The sequence below is a fragment of the Pseudomonas sp. 05N432 genome (assembly GCF_056396945.1).
The window spans coordinates 1-17901 of the sequence record NZ_JBFTMM010000029.1 but is presented as its reverse complement, the minus strand read 5'-3'; the positions used below and the strand labels follow the sequence as shown (position 1 = coordinate 17901).

Sequence of the window (17901 nt, the reverse complement as noted above, 5' to 3'; positions counted from 1 at the left end):
GGGTAACTCCACCTGATCAGGAGCGCACGATGGACCTCAACCGTCGTCAGTTCTTCAAGGTCGCCGCTATCGGCCTTGGAGGCTCCAGCCTGGCCGCGCTGGGTATGGCACCCGCGCCAGCCTTCGCCGAGCAAGTCCGCCACTTCAAGCTGGCCCATACCCATGAAACCCGCAATACCTGTCCCTACTGTTCGGTGGGTTGCGGCTTGATCATGTACAGCCAGGGCGATGCGGCCAAGAACGTCAATCAGAGCATCATCCACATCGAAGGGGATGCCGACCACCCGGTCAATCGCGGCACGCTGTGCCCTAAAGGCGCAGGCCTGCTGGACTTTGTCCATAGCCCCAGCCGGCTGCAATATCCGCAAGTACGCAAGCCGGGCAGCAAGGAGTGGACGCGGGTGTCGTGGGATGAAGCGCTGGATCGCATCGCCGACCTGATGAAGGCCGACCGTGACGCCAACTTCATCGAGAAGAATGCCAAGGGCCAAACGGTCAACCGTTGGCTGACGACGGGTTTTCTCGCTGCCTCGGCGTCCTCCAACGAAGCCGGTTACATGACCCATAAGGTCGTTCGCAGTCTGGGCATGCTGGGGTTCGATAACCAGGCACGTGTCTGACATGGCCCGACGGTGGCAAGTCTTGCCCCAACGTATGGCCGAGGTGCGATGACCAACCACTGGACCGATATCGCCAACGCGAATCTGGTCCTGGTCATGGGCGGCAATGCTGCTGAAGCCCACCCCTGTGGCTTTAAATGGGTGACCGAAGCCAAAGCGCACAACCAGGCGCGCTTGATCGTGGTCGACCCGCGCTTCACCCGTACCGCCTCGGTGGCCGATTATTACGCACCGATCCGTACCGGCACCGATATCGCCTTCATGGGCGGTCTGATCAACTATTTGCTCACTGAAAACAAGATCCAGCACGAGTACGTGCACGCCTATACGGACGTGGCGTTCATCGTCAAGGCCGACTTTGGTTTCGAGGACGGGCTGTTTACCGGCTACGACGCGACCAAGCGTACCTACAGCGACAAGTCGAGCTGGGGCTATGAAATCGGCGAGGACGGTTTCGCCAAAGTCGACCCGTCCCTGATGCACCCGCGTTGCGTCTACCAACTGATGAAGCAGCATTACAGCCGCTACACCCTGGAGCTGACCAGCCAGATCTGCGGCATGCCGCAAGATGCCCTGCAAAAGATCTGGGAAGAGATTGCTACTTGCTCGCAACCGGGCAAGACCATGACGATTCTCTATGCGCTGGGCTGGACCCAGCATTCGACGGGATCGCAGATGATTCGCAGCGCAGCCATGGTGCAGTTGCTGTTGGGCAACGTCGGCATGCCGGGCGGGGGCGTCAATGCCCTGCGCGGGCACTCCAACATCCAGGGCCTGACCGACCTTGGGTTGCTGTCGAACCTGCTGCCCGGCTACCTGACCTTGCCGGGCGATGCCGAACAGGACTACGACGCCTACATTGCCAAGCGTGCACTCAAGCCACTTCGGCCCGGACAGCTGTCTTATTGGCAGAACTACGGCAAGTTCCACGTCAGCCTGATGAAGGCCTGGTACGGTGCCAATGCCACCGCCGACAACCACTGGGGCTACGACTGGCTGCCGAAGCTCGACATCCCCGGCTACGACATCCTGAAAGTGTTCGACATGATGTCCAGCGGGCAGGTCAACGGCTACGTCTGCCAAGGCTTCAATCCCATCGCTGCCTTACCCGACAAGAACCGGGTGATGGCCGCGCTGGCCAAACTCAAGTGGCTGGTGGTGATGGACCCGCTCGCTACCGAGACTTCGGAATTCTGGCGCAATGTCGGGCCTTACAACGATGTCGAAACGGCCGGCATCCAGACCGAAGTCATCCGCCTGCCCACCACCTGCTTCGCCGAAGAGGATGGCTCACTGGTCAACAGCGGCCGCTGGCTGCAATGGCACTGGAAGGGCGCCAATGGTCCGGGACAAGCACGCACCGACATCAAGATCATGAGCGAGCTGTTCATCCGTTTGCGTCAGCGTTACCAGGCCAACGGCGGTGCTTTCGCCGAGCCGATTCTCAAGCTCAGTTGGCCCTACAAGGTGCCTGACGATCCGACACCGGAAGAGATTGCCAAGGAGTTCAACGGCTACGCGATTGCCGATGTCACTGACGCCACGGGCGCGACGCTCAAGGCGGGGCAGCAGCTATCCGGTTTTGGCCAGCTCAAGGACGACGGCAGCACGGCGTCGGGCTGCTGGATCTTCTGCGGCAGCTGGACCGAGCAGGGCAACCAGATGGCTCGCCGCGACAACAGCGACCCTTTCGGGATGAAGCAGAATCTGGGATGGGCCTGGGCCTGGCCGATGAACCGGCGCATTCTCTACAACCGCGCCTCGGCCGACCCGAAAGGCCAGCCGTGGGATCCGAAAAAGCGCCTGGTGTGGTGGAACGGCAAGTCCTGGGGCGGCACCGATGTGCCTGACTACAAGGCCGACGTACCGCCGGAAGCAGGCATGAACCCGTTCATCATGAACCCCGAAGGGGTGGCGCGTTTCTTCGCCCTCGACAAGATGAACGAAGGGCCTTTCCCGGAACATTACGAACCGTTCGAAACGCCTATCGGCATCAACCCGCTGCACCCCACCAACAAGAAGGCGACCAGCAACCCGGCCGGGCGCATCTTCGATTCGGTCTGGGAGTCGCTCGGGACGGCGAAGGATTTCCCCTATGCCGCCACGAGCTACCGGCTCACCGAGCACTTCCACTTCTGGACCAAGCATTGCCCGATCAATGCCATCACCCAGCCCGAGCAGTTCGTCGAGATTGGTGAAGCCCTGGCCAAGGAGAAGGGGATTGCCCCAGGCGATCGGGTAAGGGTCAGCTCCAAGCGCGGGCATATCGAGGCGGTGGCGGTGGTGACCAAGCGGATTCGTCCGCTGCAGGTCAACAACCAGACCGTGCACCATATCGGCATTCCGTTGCACTGGGGGTTCACCGGGGCAACCCGGCATGGCTACCTGACAAACACCCTGGTGCCGTTCCTCGGTGACGGCAATACACAGACCCCGGAATCCAAGTCATTCCTGGTCAATGTGGAGAAAATCTGATGGCCAACCAAGACATCATTGCCCGTTCGGCCACCACCACCTTGCCGCCTTCGGTACGTCAACAGGAGGAAGTCGCCAAACTCATCGATACCACCAAGTGCATCGGTTGCAAGGCCTGCCAGGTGGCCTGTTCGGAATGGAACGAATTGCGCGACGAGGTCGGCCACAACCATGGAACCTACGACAACCCGCAGGATCTCAGCGCCGAGACCTGGACCCTGATGCGCTTCACCGAGCACGAAACCGATGCCGGCAACCTCGAATGGCTGATTCGCAAGGACGGTTGCATGCACTGCGCCGAACCCGGCTGCCTCGCGGCCTGCCCAAGTCCCGGGGCGATCATCAAGCACGCCAATGGCATTGTCGATTTCGATCAGGACCATTGCATCGGCTGCGGTTATTGCATCACCGGCTGCCCCTTCAACATTCCGCGCATTTCACGCAAAGACCACAAGGCCTACAAGTGCACGCTGTGTTCGGACCGGGTGGCGGTCGGGCTGGAACCGGCGTGCGTCAAGACCTGCCCGACCGGCGCCATCGTGTTCGGCAGCAAGGAGGACATGAAAGAACACGCCGCCGAGCGCATCGTCGACCTCAAGTCACGGGGCTTCGACAACGCCGGGCTGTACGATCCCGCCGGCGTCGGCGGCACGCATGTGATGTACGTCCTGCACCACGCCGACCAGCCATCGCTGTACGCCGGCTTGCCGAACCAGCCGGTCATCAGCCCATTGGTCGGGCTGTGGAAAGGCGTGAGCAAACCACTGGCGTTGCTGGCCATGGGCGCTGCGGTGCTGGCGGGTTTTTTCCATTACGTGCGCATCGGCCCGCAGCGCGTCGAGGAAGACGAACACCCGCCCGGCAAGGATTCCAGCGTGCATGAAGTCGACCCGACGGTGCATGTCTATGACCCGAACACGCCAGGATCGCAGGAGGACAGGCGACCATGAAAGACAAAACGATCCTGCGCTACAACGCCAACGAACGCACCAATCACTGGCTGGTGGCGATTCTGTTTTTCATGGCAGCCCTGTCGGGTCTGGCACTGTTCCACCCGTCGCTGTTCTGGCTCAGCGAGTTGTTTGGCGGCGGGCCGTGGACGCGCATCCTGCACCCCTTCATGGGCGTGCTGATGTTCGTGTTTTTCCTGGGGCTGGTGATCAGCTTCTGGCGAGCCAACTTTTTCATCGACAACGACCGCCTGTGGCTCAAACGGGTCAACCGGGTGATGCGCAATGAGGAGGAAGGCGTACCGCCCATCGGCAAGTACAACCCCGGGCAGAAGCTGCTGTTCTGGACCCTGTTGGTCTGCATGCTGATATTGCTGCTGAGCGGGGTGGTGATCTGGCGGGCCTATTTCAGCCAATACTTCGGCATCACCTCGATTCGCCTGGCAATGCTGTTGCATGCGCTGGCGGCGTTCGTGCTGGTGCTGAGTATCATCGTGCACATCTACGCCGGCCTCTGGATCAAGGGCTCGGTCAGCGCAATGCTGCATGGCGGGGTCAGCCGTGCCTGGGCGAAGAAACATCATGCGCTCTGGTACCGCGAGGTGACACACGACGAGAACCCTGACAGCCAGATAAGCAAGAAAGGATGATGCCTTGAGCACGATACTCGAGCCCGGACAAATCGAGGCGGCGGCGAGCACACCGCCGTTCCTGCGCCTGCCGCCGCCCAACCTGTACACCTTGCGTGCGATGCGCCTGGAGCGATTGGCCAATGGGCATCCGCTGGCCGATTTCCTGCGGCTGGTCGCCGATTTGTGTCATGTCCAGCAAAGCCTGTTGGACCAGCCACCACTGGCCCCGGCCCCGAATCCTGAGCGCCTGTTGTTATGCCAGGAACATGGCTTGCCACCGCTGGCCGCCGACAGTCTGGTACGCGAAGACGGCTGGCTGCCGTACCTGGAAACCCTGCTGCGGCGTTACCAGGCACCGCCGCGTTCGGCAGTGAAAAGTGCCGTGGCCACCTTGCACACCGCCAGCGTCGGGCAGCGCAAGGTCTGGGCGATTGCCTTGCTCAACGGCCAGTATGCAGGGCTGCCAGCGGCGCTGGTGCCGTTTCTCGGTGCGGCCTTGCAGGCGGCATGGAGCCACTGGCTGCTCGGCATGCCGGTTAGTGAACTGAAGCCGTGCGCCAGCCTTGGCCGATGCCCGGCCTGTGGTTCGCCGGCCATGGCCGGGGTGATTCACCAACGGGGAAAATACAACGGGTTGCGTTACCTGGTGTGTTCGCTGTGTGCCTGCGAATGGCATGTGGTGCGGGTCAAATGTGTCTACTGCGAACAAAGCAAAGGACTCAAATACGTCAGTTTCGAGGATGATCGGCATACGGCCAGCCAGGCGCCACTGCGGGCTGAAATCTGCCCCGGCTGCAACAGTTACCTGAAACTGCTGTACCTGGAAAACGATGCTGACGCCGAAGCGCTCTCAACGGACCTCGCCAGCTTGACGCTGGACATGCGCCTGGACCTGGAAGGTTACCAGCGGCTGGCACCGAACCTGATGCTGGCGCCAGGGGGAGATTGATCACAGCGGCTACACTCAGGTTTCCGGGACCGGAGCCTGTTTCATTCCACTCCCGCGACGGCCAACCGTTTCAGGGAGCCCCCTTGATGCCCGCAAAACTTGCCAGCGTCCCCGCGCGTTTACCTTCCATCGATAGCCTGTTACGCAACGCCGCCTGCCAGCCGCTGGCTGAACGTTATGGCCGCGATGCCTTGCTCGCGACTCTGCGACAGTTGCTCGACGATGTGCGTGAACCGGTGCAACGGGGTCAGCTTGACGCCCTTGAGCTCACGGCTCAGGTATTGGCGGGGAGGGCCGGCGAACGTCTGGCAAACCAGTACCGCAGTCGGGTACGGCGAGTGTTCAACCTTACCGGCACGGTACTGCATACCAACCTCGGTCGGGCATTGCTGCCGGAGGAAGCGATCGAGGCGGTGCAACAGGCTGCCCGTTATCCGCTGAATCTGGAATTCGACCTGGCGAGTGGCAAGCGTGGTGATCGCGACGACCTGATCGAGGGCCTGATACGCGAGCTGACCGGTGCCGAGGCGGTGACGGTGGTCAACAACAACGCGGCCGCCGTACTGCTCGCGCTCAACAGCCTGGGAGCGCGCAAAGAGGGCATCATCTCCCGTGGCGAACTGATCGAAATCGGCGGTGCATTCCGCATCCCCGACATCATGGCGCGGGCCGGGGTCAAACTGCATGAAGTCGGCACCACCAACCGCACCCATCCCCGCGACTACGAAGCTGCCATCGGCCCGCGCAGCGGCTTGTTGATGCGCGTCCACGCCAGCAATTACAGCATTCAAGGCTTCACGGCCCAGGTACCGACCGCCGAACTGGCGCTACTGGCCCACCGGCACGGGTTGCCATTGCTGGAAGATCTGGGCAGCGGCAGTCTGCTGGACCTGACCCGCTGGGGCCTGCCCGCTGAACCTACTGTGCGCCAGGCGCTGGCCGACGGGGCCGATATCGTCACCTTCAGCGGTGACAAGTTGCTCGGTGGTCCTCAGGCGGGATTGATCGTCGGTCGCCAGGAACTGATCGCCCGAATCAAGAAGAACCCGCTCAAGCGGGCGTTGCGCGTAGACAAACTGACCCTGGCCGCCCTCGAAGCCGTGCTGGGGTTGTACCGTGATCCCGACCGATTGGCCGAACGCTTGCCCAGCCTGCGCCTGCTCACCCGCCCGCAAGCCGATATCCTTGCTCAGGCCGAACGCCTGTGTCCGCTGCTGGCGCGTGTATTGGGCGACGGTTGGGCAGTAACGGCGCTGCCGGCGCTGGGCATGATCGGCAGCGGCAGCCAACCGATTGCGCGCTTGCCAAGCGCCGCCCTGTGCCTGCGTCCGCACGTGTCCAAACGCTTGCGTAGTCGGCAACTGCATGGTCTGGAAGCGGCTTTTCGAGCCTTGCCCATTCCGGTGCTCGGTCGTATCGACGACGATGCGCTGTGGCTGGATCTGCGCCAGCTGGACGACGAAGCGGCCTGGCTCGCTCAACTCGACCTGCTGCAAGGAGCGGGGGAGGCAAGGTGATTGTCGGCACCGCTGGACACATTGACCACGGCAAAACGGCCTTGCTCAAGGCCCTGACGGGACAAGCCGGCGATCGCCACCGGGAAGAACGTGAACGCGGCATCACCATCGACCTGGGCTTCCTTTATGCGCCGTTGGACCCTGGGGCGGAGATGACCGGTTTTATCGACGTGCCGGGGCATGAGCGCTTCATCCACAACATGCTCGCCGGCGCTCAGGGCATTGATCTGGTGTTGCTGGTGGTGGCCGCCGATGACGGGGTCATGCCCCAGACCCGCGAGCATTTGGCGATTGTCGAGCTACTGGGGATCCCAAAGGCGCTGGTGGTGATCAGCAAAATCGACCGGGTCGAGCCGGCACAGGTGCAGTCGGTACACGCCCAGGTCGCCGCGTTGCTGGCGCCGGGGCCGTATTGCGGCGCGCCGCAGTTCGCCGTGTCGAGCCTGACCGGGGAGGGCGTTGAAGCCCTGCGCCAGGCATTGTTGACCGCCCAGCATGAGGTCCGGCAGCGTAGCGCCAGCGGAGGATTCCGTCTGGCAATCGACCGCGCTTTCAGCGTCGCCGGCGCCGGTATCGTGGTCACTGGCACAGCGCTGGCTGGGCAGGTGAGGGTGGGCGACACACTCTTGTTGGGCCAGACAGGCAAGCCTGTGCGAGTGCGCAGTTTGCATGCGCAGAATCATGTGGTCGTCGAGGCGTGGGCCGGGCAGCGGGTGGCGTTGAACCTGAGTACCGAACGCCTGGCCCTGGAACAGATCCATCGCGGTGACTGGATGCTGGCCGAGTGGCTGTTCGCACCCACGCAGCGCCTGGACATCGAGATGCAGTTGCTGGCCAGCGAACCACGCGCCTTTGAACATTTCAGTGCGGTGCACGTGCATCTGGGCACTCAGGACGTCACCGCCCGGGTCGCCTTGCTGGAGGGCACACGCCTGGAGCCGGGCGTGCGGATGTTCGCGCAACTGTTGCTGAACGCGCCGTTGCAGGCCGTGCATGGCGACCGTTTGGTCCTGCGCGACCAGAGTGCACGGCGCACTCTCGGCGGAGGACGGGTGCTCGATCCGTTTGCACCGGCCCGCCAACGTCGCGTTCCGGCCAGGCTGATGCAGTTGCAAGCACTGGCCACCGGCGAAAGCCTGGAGCAAATACTGCCAGTGCTGCTTGCCAATAGTGACGCAGGGCTTGACCCACTGCGCCTGGAGCGGCAGTTCAATCGTCTGCGCAGCACCTGGCATTTGCCGGCGGATGTCCGTGTCATTGCTACGCGCCAAGGTCCGTTATTGTTCAACACCGAACGCTGGGAGGCGCTGAAAGTCTCGTTGCTGGAACACCTGGCGCACTTTCATCAACTTGAACCGGATGAGCTGGGCCCGGACCGGGATCGCTTGCGGCGATTTTCGGCCATGTCGCTGGACCGGCCAACCTTCATCAGTCTGCTCGACGAAGTGCTGTCCAGCGGCGCCATTACCGTCAGTGGGCCGTGGCTGCACTTACCCGAACACCAGGTGCGACTGAGTGAAGAAGACGAGGCCATGTGGCAGCAGTTGCAGCCATTGTTCGAGCAAGCTGGCTTCGATCCACCCTGGGTGCGCAACCTGGCCAGCGCCATCGGCCGTGACGAAGCTGACGTGCGTTTGCTGCTGCGCAAGATGGCGAGATTAGGGCTGGTTCACCAGGTCGTCCGTGACTTGTTTTACCTCGACACGTCGGTGCACCAGCTGGCGGCTATGCTGATGCAACTGGTCGACGACAATCCGTTGATTCAGGCGGCGGCGTTTCGCGACAGGGTAGGGATCGGCCGCAAGCGCAGCATCCAGATACTCGAGTACTTCGACCGGATCGGCTTGACCCGCAGGCTTGGCGACCAGCGTTGCATCCGTGCAGACAATGCCCTGGCACAGCGCCCCGAGAGCTGACATCAAGGAAGGCAATCGCGTCCGGTGGCGCGGCCGGGCTTCAAACCCGGTTGGGGACGGCAGCCGTTCCCGGGCAGGTTCGACTCCTGCTGCCTTCCGCCATTTTTTTCAAAAACAGGACGGCCCCGGGATCTGGCGATTCGGGGCTGTCTGGTGAGTGGCTTAAGCCGGCAGGTCGGTCATCACCATTTTGGCGATGTTGAAATAGATCACCAGGCCGGTACCGTCGATAAAGGTCGCGATGAAAGGAGCCGAGACCACGGCTGGATCGATGCGCAGTTTTCTTAACAGCATCGGGATGATCGATGAGACAACGGCGCTCCAGATGGTGATGGCGACCAGCGTCAGGCAGACCACCATGGCGATTTCCGATCCCACTCCGAGCATCCACGCCCGAATCCACGCCACGACACCGATGGCCAGCGCGATCATGAAGGAGGTGGTCACTTCCTTGCGCAGCACCGTGCCGACATTGCGCAGGCTGACTTCGCCCAGGGCCATGGCCCGTACCAGCGTGGAAGTGATCTGGGTCCCGCTGTTGCCGCCAGTGCCGATCAGCAGGGGAATGAAGAAGGCCAGGGCAATGGCGGCTTCGAGTTGCTCTTCAAATACCTGCAAGATGGTGCTGGTGTAGGCTTCGGCGAGAAACAGCAGCAGTAGCCACGGCAAGCGCTTTTTCCACAAACTCCACGGGCTGGTGCTGAGGTAGGGCGTTTCCAGCGGCAGGCTCGCGCCTTGGCGTTGAGCATCGTCGGTGCCTTCGTCCTGAATCAGCGTCGCGATTTCTTTTTCATACAGCACGCCCAATAGCCGGCCTTCGCTGACCACGGGAACGATGTCCACGCCTTTCTCGATCAGCTCGGGCGCGACATCGTGCCGGAGTTGATTCGGCGAAACCGAAAAGCGAATGGGCATCATCAGATCCCGAACGCAAAGGTCGGTGTTTTTCTCGGTGAGCAGTGTTTTCACCGACAGTTGGCCATGCAAAGCGCTGCGCGGGTCGGTGACAAAGATGTGGGCCGGAATATCATCGTCCGGCAGTTGCTTGAGCAGATGTTCCCTGGCCTGGTTGACCGTCATGTTGCCGGTCACGGTGATGAGCAGAGGGCTCATGTAAGACACCACCGTATCTTTGAGGCGGATGTCCTTGAAGGTGGAAGGGGTAGCGCTTGCCATTGACATTTGAGGTAGTCCCCATAGCTGTTTTGACCACAAACAGATCTCACACAGGGGCGTAAACCAGAGAAGAGAGTGCAGAAAGCGATCTCCACGTCTAGGTTTTGGCACTGTACAACGTATCCGGGCCACATTGGCCGGAAGTCACTTTGGGCTAAACCTTAATCCGATAGAGCCTGTCTTAACCTTGGGCGTCTCTCGACGTCGTCAGATCAGTGACCTGTGTTTGTACAGGAGCCTCGCCGAACGAGATACTGCAACATTAAATAAACCAGGACGGTACCGATCTGGAGTCGGGCAACGCCGGCGTGAGTTTGCAGTTGTTTAATTACCTCCTGAATAACAATTGCCATTAAAGGGTGTTTGATAACCCCCTGAAGGATCACTTCCTAAACAAGAATAAGAGGGATTGTTTTTGCTGTAACCCACTCAATGGATAATGTTCAGCGTTCATTCAGAAAGTGATAGTGAAGGTTTTTAAGACATAGTATGTTACAAATGTTTTTATCGAGCACTTAAAGTGCTGCCAGCTCTAGCTATATATGAATTTTCAGCAAAATAATGAGGTTCAGAGTTTGAAAACCCGCAACTAAGCCGTTGACGCATTAGTACCTGATCTTTAGGATCGCCGCTCCCTTGGGGAGTAGCCGCCTTCGTTTCCGGAAGGGGTCACGTCAACATACTTGGCTCGCAAGCCATGGCGTGACCGGTCATATGACTTGGCAAGACCATTGGTGAAGATACCTGTCTGTGGGTCGGACGCGGGTGTCTGAACCATTGGCTCTTTTGTCCGGCCCCTCAGGTTTCCTTATGCATTCAATGCCCATGACGTTTGCGTTGCTGTTGGGCTCCGCGGTTGTCATCTATCTGGCTTGTGAATACTTCGTTAATGGCATCGAGTGGGTCGGTCGCAAACTTGCGGTCGGGCAACAAGCCACGGGTTCCATTCTAGCGGCCTTTGGTACGGCATTACCGGAAAGTGTCATCACGTTTATTGCCGTTGTGTTTGGCGACACGCCAGAGCAGAAGTCCCTCGGCGTCGGTGCTGCACTTGGCGGACCTCTGGTCTTGGCGACGATCGCCTATGCGGTAGTCGGTGTAACACTCTTGCTGTGTCGTCAGCGCCTGGCGAATACCGAGGCCATCCGTCAGGACTTCAAGCGACTCAGCCGTGATCAAGGATGGTTCCTCGTAATCTTTGTGGCGAAGATCGCGCTCGGTCTTGTCGTGTTCGCCTACAAACCTTGGCTGGGTATTCTTTTCCTGGCGGCCTATGCAGCGTATTTCTGGAAGGAAATGCGCGGTGAGCAGGATGAAGAGGAGTATGAACTCGAGCCCCTGAAACTTGCGCCAGGCAAAGCGACTCCGTCGACCTCGGCGGCGGTGATTCAAACGCTTATTGCATTGGCGGTTATCTTTGCGGCCTCTCACTTCTTTGTCGGACAACTCGACGCTCTGGGCCCCATGCTGGGTATCCACCCTCAATTGCTGGCGCTGTTGCTCAGTCCGATTGCTACCGAACTGCCTGAAACGCTGAATGCGATCATTTGGGTTCGCCAGGGTAAACACCGACTGGCCTTGGCCAACATCAGTGGCGCCATGATGATTCAAGCCACAGTGCCCACTGCATTCGGGCTGTTCTTTACGCCTTGGGCGCTGGACACGTCGCTGGTTCTGGCGGCAATCATCACCCTGATAGGTGTGGGCATCATGTTCTTCGCTTTCCGAAAGGGCACCATCTCGCGCTGGCTATTGGCATCGATGGTGTTGCTGTACATCCTCTTTGCAGTTCTTTTGAAGGTTCTTGATCTGGCGTAGCTGTCAGCTCAAAAAGTCGTCCAGGTGGCTGGATTCTTCTGCAAAGCGCTCGACCAGAAAATCCAGAAGGGCACGTACGCGAGGCGCCATGTACCGGTTGCGTTGATACAGGGCATGTACCGGCGCCTCCGCAGTTCGCCACTCCGGCAACAGGATCTTCAAGCGTCCTGCTCGCAGGTCCGGGCCAATATCCCACAGCGATTTCATCGCAATGCCGTAACCGTGAACCGCCCATTCTCGGGCGACCGCGCCGTCATTCGTCTCGCGAGCGTTTGCAAGCGGGACCGTATAACTGTCGACTTTGCCATTGCGGGTGAAGCACCAGTCGTTCGCGGGCCCGGCAACAGAGTTGAGGACAATACAGTCGAAACACTCCAGATCCCGTGGGTGCTCGGGGACGCCATGCTTTGCAAGATACCGGGGCGATGCGCACAAAACGCGCCGGTTGGGTGCCAAGGGCCGGGCAATGAAGGAGCTGTCCGGCGGCACACCGAATCGGATGGCGAGATCGATATCGTCTTGCAGCAAATGCGACAGCGAATCCGACAGCACCAACGCGAACTTCACCTCGGGGTATTGGGTGTTGAACTGGTCAAGCCAGTTCTTCAGCACGTTGCGCCCGAAATCCGAGGTTGCGGAAATTCGCACCTTGCCCCCCACAATGCTTTTCCCGGCCTGTAGAAAGGCATGACCATCGTCGAGTGCCTGGAGCGCCTGCTGACAATAGGCCAAATACGCCTGCCCCTCATCCGTCAAGCGCAGGTGGCGTGTCGTGCGCTCGAACAGACGCGTATGCAACGCCGACTCGAGCTTGACGAGGCGCGCACTCGCGGCAGCGGGGGAGAGTCCGAGTTTGCGGCCAGCGGCCGACAAACCGCCCAGATTGGCTGCTTCGACAAACAGCCGGATGTCACCCAGGTAGTCCATGATATTTCGATATTTTTTGAAAGTTATTCAAATAGTACGCCAATTATCAAACTGACGAGACATACCCAGAATGGCGACATCAATCAACGTTTGGAGCATCCTGATGTCGCTTTTCCCTGTTGCACGCCTGACCCATGCACGTTGCTGGTTACTCTCTTCCCTGGTCGCCGTCGCGGTGAGCCCCGTCTTCGCCGCGACCGATCCGCTCGTCCAGCCCCGCACGGTGATCGTCGACCATAGTCTTGCGAAGGCGCAGGTCGACGCGCAGATCCTGGCCGCACGCCGTTATGGCACGTTCTGGACCACCGGCGACGAAGCGCTCGCCCGCGCCGCCCTGGCACCCGACTTCAAGGATTCGACACTGCCGCCAGGTCGCCCCCAAGGCATTACCGGACCGATCGCGGCATCGAAAACCATGCACGCGGCGATTCCTGATATCCAGTGCGAAGTGGAACAGATGATGGTGGTCGGCGACCGGGTCATCGCTCATTTGCGTTTCACCGGTCACTTTACCGGCCAGTTCAAGGGCGTCCAGGGCACAGGGCAGACGATCGACTTCATCGCGACGGACATCTACCGCGTCGTCGAGGGGCGTATCGCCGAGAACTGGCATCTCGAAGATAACCTGACCCTGCTGCAACAGCTCGGCATGGTGAAGTAAGGGGATCACGCTGATGGACATTGATCATGAATCCATTGCTGACGACTCCAGTACATTGGCACAAGTCAGTCGCCGGACATTTCTCAATCGCGCCGGAGCGGCAGCAGGTGTGCTTGCTGCAAGTGCGGTGCTCCCTGCCGTCGCAGTCGCGCAAGCCGAGGCATCCACGCCAAAGCTCACGGCTACACCACGCCATGGTCAGTTCTGGCCGGACGGTATTCGGCTGGTCGTTTCCATTTCCATGCAATTCGAGGCGGGCGGACAGCCGTCCAAGGGGACGGACAGTCCTTTTCCCAAGGTAGATTTTCCGCCAGATATTCCAGCGGATCCTGCAGCCAACACATGGTTTGCCTATGGCTATCGCGAGGGCATCCCGCGCATGCTCGATCTGTGGGATCGCCACCAGGTCAAGGTGACTTCGCACATGATCGGCGAGGCCGCTCAGCGGCATCCAGAACTGGCAAAGGAAATCGTTGCGCGCGGCCATGAAGCAGCCGGACACGGCCCTCGCTGGAGTTCCCAGTATGCGATGAGCCGCGAGGAAGAGCAGCAGTTCCTCGTTCAGGCAGCCAGCATGGTCGAAGCCGTCACGGGGCAGCGGCCAATTGGCTACAACTGCAACTGGCTGCGGCGGGGTCCAAACACACTGTCGCTGCTGCAAGAGTTGGGCTACGTCTACCACATCGACGATCTGAGTCGTGATGAGCCGTTCATCGAACAGGTCAATGGCAAGGATTTCGTCGTGGTGCCGTACACGCTGCGCAACAACGACATCCTGCTGATCGAGGGCCGCAACTATTCACCGAGCCGGTTCCTGGAACAGATCAAGTTGGATTTCGATCAACTCTACGAAGAGGCCGGCACACGCCGCCGCATGATGTCGGTCAGCGCGCATGACCGCATCAGCGGCTCGCCACAGATGGTGAGGGTCTGGGACGAATTTCTACGTTACGCCAAAAGCCGTCCGGGGGTCGCGTTCATGCGTAAGGATGAGATTGCACGCTACGTCCTCAGCAGTCCGCTGACTCTGCGCGAAGCCGAAACACTATAAAAGTGTGCATCTGGTCGAAGCCGAGACCGTTATAGGGCCCCGTAGCGTTACGATAGTGTCCCGGTTAGCCTTTCAGGGTGTCTACTTACAGTCAGCCCTGTCTGTACAGAGAGGAGAACACGATGAGCAACGAACAAGTTGCACCTGAAACGAAAGGTGTTGCGGTGAAGTTACTTGCCACCGTTGACCTTGGCCCAGAGATCGAGGGTATGGCAGGGCGTCAGCTTCGAATGCGTATGGTGACCATCGAGCCGGGAGGCGTCTTCGGGCCGGTTCACAACCATATAGACCGACCGGGCATCGTCTACATTCTGCAAGGCACGATCACTGACCATCGAAATGGAGTYGCCACGGACTATGGGCCCGGAGTGGGCTGGCCCGAGGACAGGAACACCACGCACTGGCTTGAAAACAGAGGAACGGTTGCGGCGGTGGAGATCTCGGTCGATATTGTCAGGCAGGAGTGAGGTCAGCTGTTGAGCGGTTATCAGGCAACCTGAATTAATGCCACTTTCTAGAGCTTTTCGGCGAGAACGCTGGAATGTTTTCGAGGCATTGGCGAAGGAGAGGACGAATGCTCCATAGCCAATTCCCCAAATGAGTCGGCCGTGTCGATATAGCGCATGGCCGATTTCATGTCCTTCCAGCCGACGTACGTCATCAGCGCTTTGACATCCCAGCCATTAGCGGTAGCCCAGGTCGCAAACCCTCGACGTAATGAGTGGCTGGTGTACAGCTCGCCGGGCACGCCTGCTCGGCTAAACACTCGACGCAGCAAAGGGATCAGGCTGTTGGCATTCAGGCCATCCTCCGCCAGATGCCCCCAGCGATCGAGCTTTCTGAAGACTGGCCCTCGCGCAATGCCCGCGACGGTAATCCAGTTCACATAAGCCTGGACAGGGCAGAGCTTCTTCAAGGCGGGCGTGCGGAAGGTCGTTCCCAAGTGCTGACGATCGCCTTTGCTGTGCGGCAGATAGAAGGTGATGCCCACACCCGTTTGCGCTTGGGTGTGCTCCACCTGTATTCGCGATAACTCATCGCCGCGAAAGCCGCGCCAGAACCCGATCAGTACCAACGCAATATCCCGCCGACTGCGCAACATCCCCGTCAGGTCGTGCCGCGCGGCGGCCTGTTCCGCCTCTCGTTCCACCCACTGGACAGCGTGTTCCAGGTGCTGCAGGAGCAGGGGAGCCGCCTGCTTTTCCTGGATCGGGTGCAAGGTGCGGATGCCCTTGATCATCTGCCGCACGGCCGGTGTCTTGGTCGGATCGGGAAAGCCCTGGGTGATGTGCCATTGGGCGAGGGCGGCCAGACGCTGCTTGAGCGTGCTGACGGTGTGCTGGTCGGCGTATTCCGCCAGGTAGCGCACGATGCTGTCCCCGGTTGCCGGCAGAAAGCCGCCCCACGTCACTTCGAAGTGCTCCACTGCGGCGCGGTAGCTACGCCGGGTGTTTTCCCGGGTGCCCGCCTGCAGGTAGCGATCAACCTTGCTCATCTTGACCCATCCTCCCGCGAACGTACCTTTTCCGGCCGTGGAAAAGACGATTTTTGCTTATCTGATGCGATAACGCTCAATTATTTTATCAGATGACTGCAGTTTTATAGGCCTTTACTTCACACGAAAATAGAACGTAAATACATGGTATGTAAAACAGTACGAAATCGTAGGAGTACAAAATGGCCCGTGGCGGCGTAAACAAGGCAATCGTGCAGAAAGCACGCGAGGCGCTGCTGGCTCGCGGAGAGAATCCGAGCATTGATGCCGTACGGGTTGAGCTTGGAAATACCGGCTCGAAAACCACAATTCATCGCTATCTGAAGGAGCTCGATGAGGTTGATCAGCGCCGAAAAGCGCCTCAACAGGGGCTGAGCGACGAATTGAACGAGTTGGTGGCGCGGGTGGCGCAACGCCTGGCAGAGGAGGGCGAGGAGCAGATTGAACAGGCACTGGCGGCTTCGCGGGCCGAGAAAAGCGAGTTATTCGAACAGCTTCAGGCCAGTCAGGATGCACTGCGACAGCTCCAGCAACAGTTCGATATCCAGCGCAGCGCCCTGGATACAGAGTCGACCGAACTGCAGACCTGCCGTACGACATTACAGGCCGAACAAACCCGCAATGCCCGGCTGAGTCAGTCCAATCTGGATCTTGAAGCGCGGATGAAGGACAAGGACGAGCAGATTCGTTCGCTGGAGGAAAAACACCTGCACGCACGTGATGCGCTAGAGCACTACCGTGGAGCGATCAAGGAGCAGCGCGAGCAGGAACAACGCCGCCATGAAGGGCAGTTGCAACAGGTCCAGATGGAGCTGCGTCATTTGCAGCAAACGCTGATCATCAAACAGGATGAGCTGACTCAGTTGAATCGGGACAATGAGCGTTTATTAACCGAAGCTCGCCAGCAGCAGAAGGCGTATCTGGATCAGGAATTGATCAAGGAGCGCCAGACGGGTGAAATAAACTCGCTCAAAACCCTGGTCGCGCAATGCGAGGGCGGCAAACAGGTGTTGCTGGATCAGGTCAGCACTTTGCAGCACAACATTAATGAGCTGGCTGATGCTCTGGAGAAGAGATCACTAGAGACGAACGAACTGGCAGAAGAGCTGGATGCTGCTCGAGCAACTATCGCAAAAAATGTCGATGGCTAAGGTGCATCAAGCTTTCGACCGATGCTGGGTAGGTCGCGCGACATTCTGCGAAAGCATAGCCCTCGCAGAATGTATGTGGGGAGCTTATTCGACGGCTTTAACCATGTCTTCGATGACCTTTTTGGCATCGCCGAAGACCATCATGGTCTTGTCCAGGTAGAACAGTTCGTTGTCCAGGCCGGCATAGCCGCTGGCCATCGAGCGCTTGTTGACGATGATGGTCTTGGCTTTGAACGCTTCGAGAATCGGCATGCCGGCGATTGGCGATTTAGGATCGTTCTTCGCCGCCGGGTTGACCACGTCGTTGGCGCCCAGCACCAGCACCACGTCGGCCTGGCCGAACTCGGAGTTGATGTCTTCCATCTCGAACACCTGGTCGTAAGGCACTTCAGCCTCGGCCAGCAGCACGTTCATGTGGCCAGGCATCCGACCGGCCACCGGGTGGATCGCATACTTCACGGTCACGCCACGGTGGGTCAGTTTCTCGGTCAGCTCTTTAAGCGCGTGCTGCGCCCGTGCGACTGCCAGGCCGTAGCCGGGAACGATGATCACGGTGTCGGCGT

15 protein-coding genes, 1 tRNA gene and 2 riboswitches are annotated in these 17901 nt (G+C 59.7%); of the genes, 12 read left to right on the top strand and 4 right to left on the bottom strand.

The genetic code is table 11. The annotated features are described in order from the left end of the window. Positions 1 to 29 precede the first annotated feature (29 nt). The 7 genes from fdnG (at position 30) to AC1DHT_RS27870 (ending at position 9161) form a co-directional block, all read left to right on the top strand. Complete coding sequence (fdnG, locus tag AC1DHT_RS27900; RefSeq protein WP_427545407.1) at positions 30 to 3095, top strand: formate dehydrogenase-N subunit alpha; 3066 nt, start codon at positions 30 to 32, stop codon at positions 3093 to 3095. Further along, a complete protein-coding gene (gene fdxH / locus AC1DHT_RS27895; RefSeq protein WP_054597364.1) occupies positions 3095 to 4045 on the top strand; it encodes a formate dehydrogenase subunit beta in 951 nt (316 codons plus the stop codon). The genes fdnG and fdxH overlap by 1 nt, the downstream gene beginning before the upstream one ends. Then, on the top strand, positions 4042 to 4695 hold the full coding sequence (locus tag AC1DHT_RS27890; RefSeq protein ID WP_427545410.1) for a formate dehydrogenase subunit gamma: 654 nt from the start codon (positions 4042 to 4044) through the stop codon (positions 4693 to 4695). The genes fdxH and AC1DHT_RS27890 overlap by 4 nt, the downstream gene beginning before the upstream one ends. A 4-nt stretch (positions 4696 to 4699) precedes the next feature. Beyond that, positions 4700 to 5626, top strand: a complete 927-nt coding sequence (gene fdhE, locus AC1DHT_RS27885) for a formate dehydrogenase accessory protein FdhE (protein ID WP_427545412.1) — start codon at positions 4700 to 4702, stop codon at positions 5624 to 5626. 86 nt (positions 5627 to 5712) lie between these two features. Beyond that, positions 5713 to 7143, top strand: coding sequence for an L-seryl-tRNA(Sec) selenium transferase (selA, locus tag AC1DHT_RS27880; RefSeq protein WP_442114826.1), 1431 nt, complete (start codon positions 5713 to 5715; stop codon positions 7141 to 7143). Further along, entirely contained in the window at positions 7140 to 9059 is a 1920-nt protein-coding gene (gene selB / locus AC1DHT_RS27875) for a selenocysteine-specific translation elongation factor (protein ID WP_427545416.1), read from the top strand. The genes selA and selB overlap by 4 nt, the downstream gene beginning before the upstream one ends. Before the next feature lie 6 nt (positions 9060 to 9065). Then, a tRNA-Sec gene (locus AC1DHT_RS27870) sits at positions 9066 to 9161 on the top strand. A gap of 60 nt (positions 9162 to 9221) precedes the next feature. On the opposite strand, the gene AC1DHT_RS27865 is transcribed toward AC1DHT_RS27870, so the two are convergent. Beyond that, a complete protein-coding gene (locus AC1DHT_RS27865; protein WP_427545418.1) occupies positions 9222 to 10172 on the bottom strand; it encodes a magnesium transporter in 951 nt (316 codons plus the stop codon). A gap of 145 nt (positions 10173 to 10317) precedes the next feature. Further along, positions 10318 to 10493: riboswitch (M-box (ykoK) riboswitch) on the bottom strand. A gap of 373 nt (positions 10494 to 10866) precedes the next feature. After that, positions 10867 to 11042, top strand: a riboswitch (yybP-ykoY riboswitch). 18 nt (positions 11043 to 11060) lie between these two features. Here AC1DHT_RS27865 and AC1DHT_RS27860 point away from each other — a divergent pair. After that, positions 11061 to 12053, top strand: a complete 993-nt coding sequence (locus tag AC1DHT_RS27860; protein ID WP_427545420.1) for a sodium:calcium antiporter — start codon at positions 11061 to 11063, stop codon at positions 12051 to 12053. Between the two features lie 3 nt (positions 12054 to 12056). Here the strand turns inward: AC1DHT_RS27860 and AC1DHT_RS27855 are convergent, their stop codons facing one another. After that, complete coding sequence (locus AC1DHT_RS27855; protein WP_427545422.1) at positions 12057 to 12980, bottom strand: LysR family transcriptional regulator; 924 nt, start codon at positions 12978 to 12980, stop codon at positions 12057 to 12059. 103 nt (positions 12981 to 13083) lie between these two features. On the opposite strand from AC1DHT_RS27855, the gene AC1DHT_RS27850 reads away from it, so the two are divergent. From AC1DHT_RS27850 to AC1DHT_RS27840, 3 genes are all read left to right on the top strand, one after another. Further along, positions 13084 to 13641 (top strand): ester cyclase, encoded by a 558-nt coding sequence (locus AC1DHT_RS27850; protein ID WP_442114825.1) that lies wholly within the window; start codon positions 13084 to 13086, stop codon positions 13639 to 13641. 13 nt (positions 13642 to 13654) lie between these two features. Beyond that, positions 13655 to 14692, top strand: coding sequence for a polysaccharide deacetylase family protein (locus AC1DHT_RS27845; protein WP_477761552.1), 1038 nt, complete (start codon positions 13655 to 13657; stop codon positions 14690 to 14692). Positions 14693 to 14814: 122 nt separating this feature from the next. Beyond that, positions 14815 to 15159, top strand: coding sequence for a cupin domain-containing protein (locus AC1DHT_RS27840; protein ID WP_427545428.1), 345 nt, complete (start codon positions 14815 to 14817; stop codon positions 15157 to 15159). A 47-nt stretch (positions 15160 to 15206) separates the two neighbouring features. Here AC1DHT_RS27840 and AC1DHT_RS27835 read toward each other — a convergent pair whose 3' ends face one another. Next, positions 15207 to 16187 carry a site-specific integrase gene (locus AC1DHT_RS27835; protein ID WP_442114824.1) on the bottom strand — a complete coding sequence of 327 codons (981 nt, stop codon included), beginning with the start codon at positions 16185 to 16187 and terminating at the stop codon, positions 15207 to 15209. Positions 16188 to 16369: 182 nt separating this feature from the next. Here AC1DHT_RS27835 and AC1DHT_RS27830 point away from each other — a divergent pair, with 182 nt between their 5' ends. Next, the gene (locus tag AC1DHT_RS27830; protein WP_442114823.1) at positions 16370 to 17338 is read left to right on the top strand and encodes a DNA-binding protein; all 969 of its coding nucleotides are present in this window, start codon (positions 16370 to 16372) and stop codon (positions 17336 to 17338) included. 84 nt (positions 17339 to 17422) lie between these two features. Here AC1DHT_RS27830 and AC1DHT_RS27825 read toward each other — a convergent pair. Then, positions 17423 to 17901, bottom strand: a 479-nt coding sequence (locus AC1DHT_RS27825) for an NAD(P)(+) transhydrogenase (Re/Si-specific) subunit beta (RefSeq protein WP_477761054.1), incomplete at its 5' end; no start/stop codon positions are given.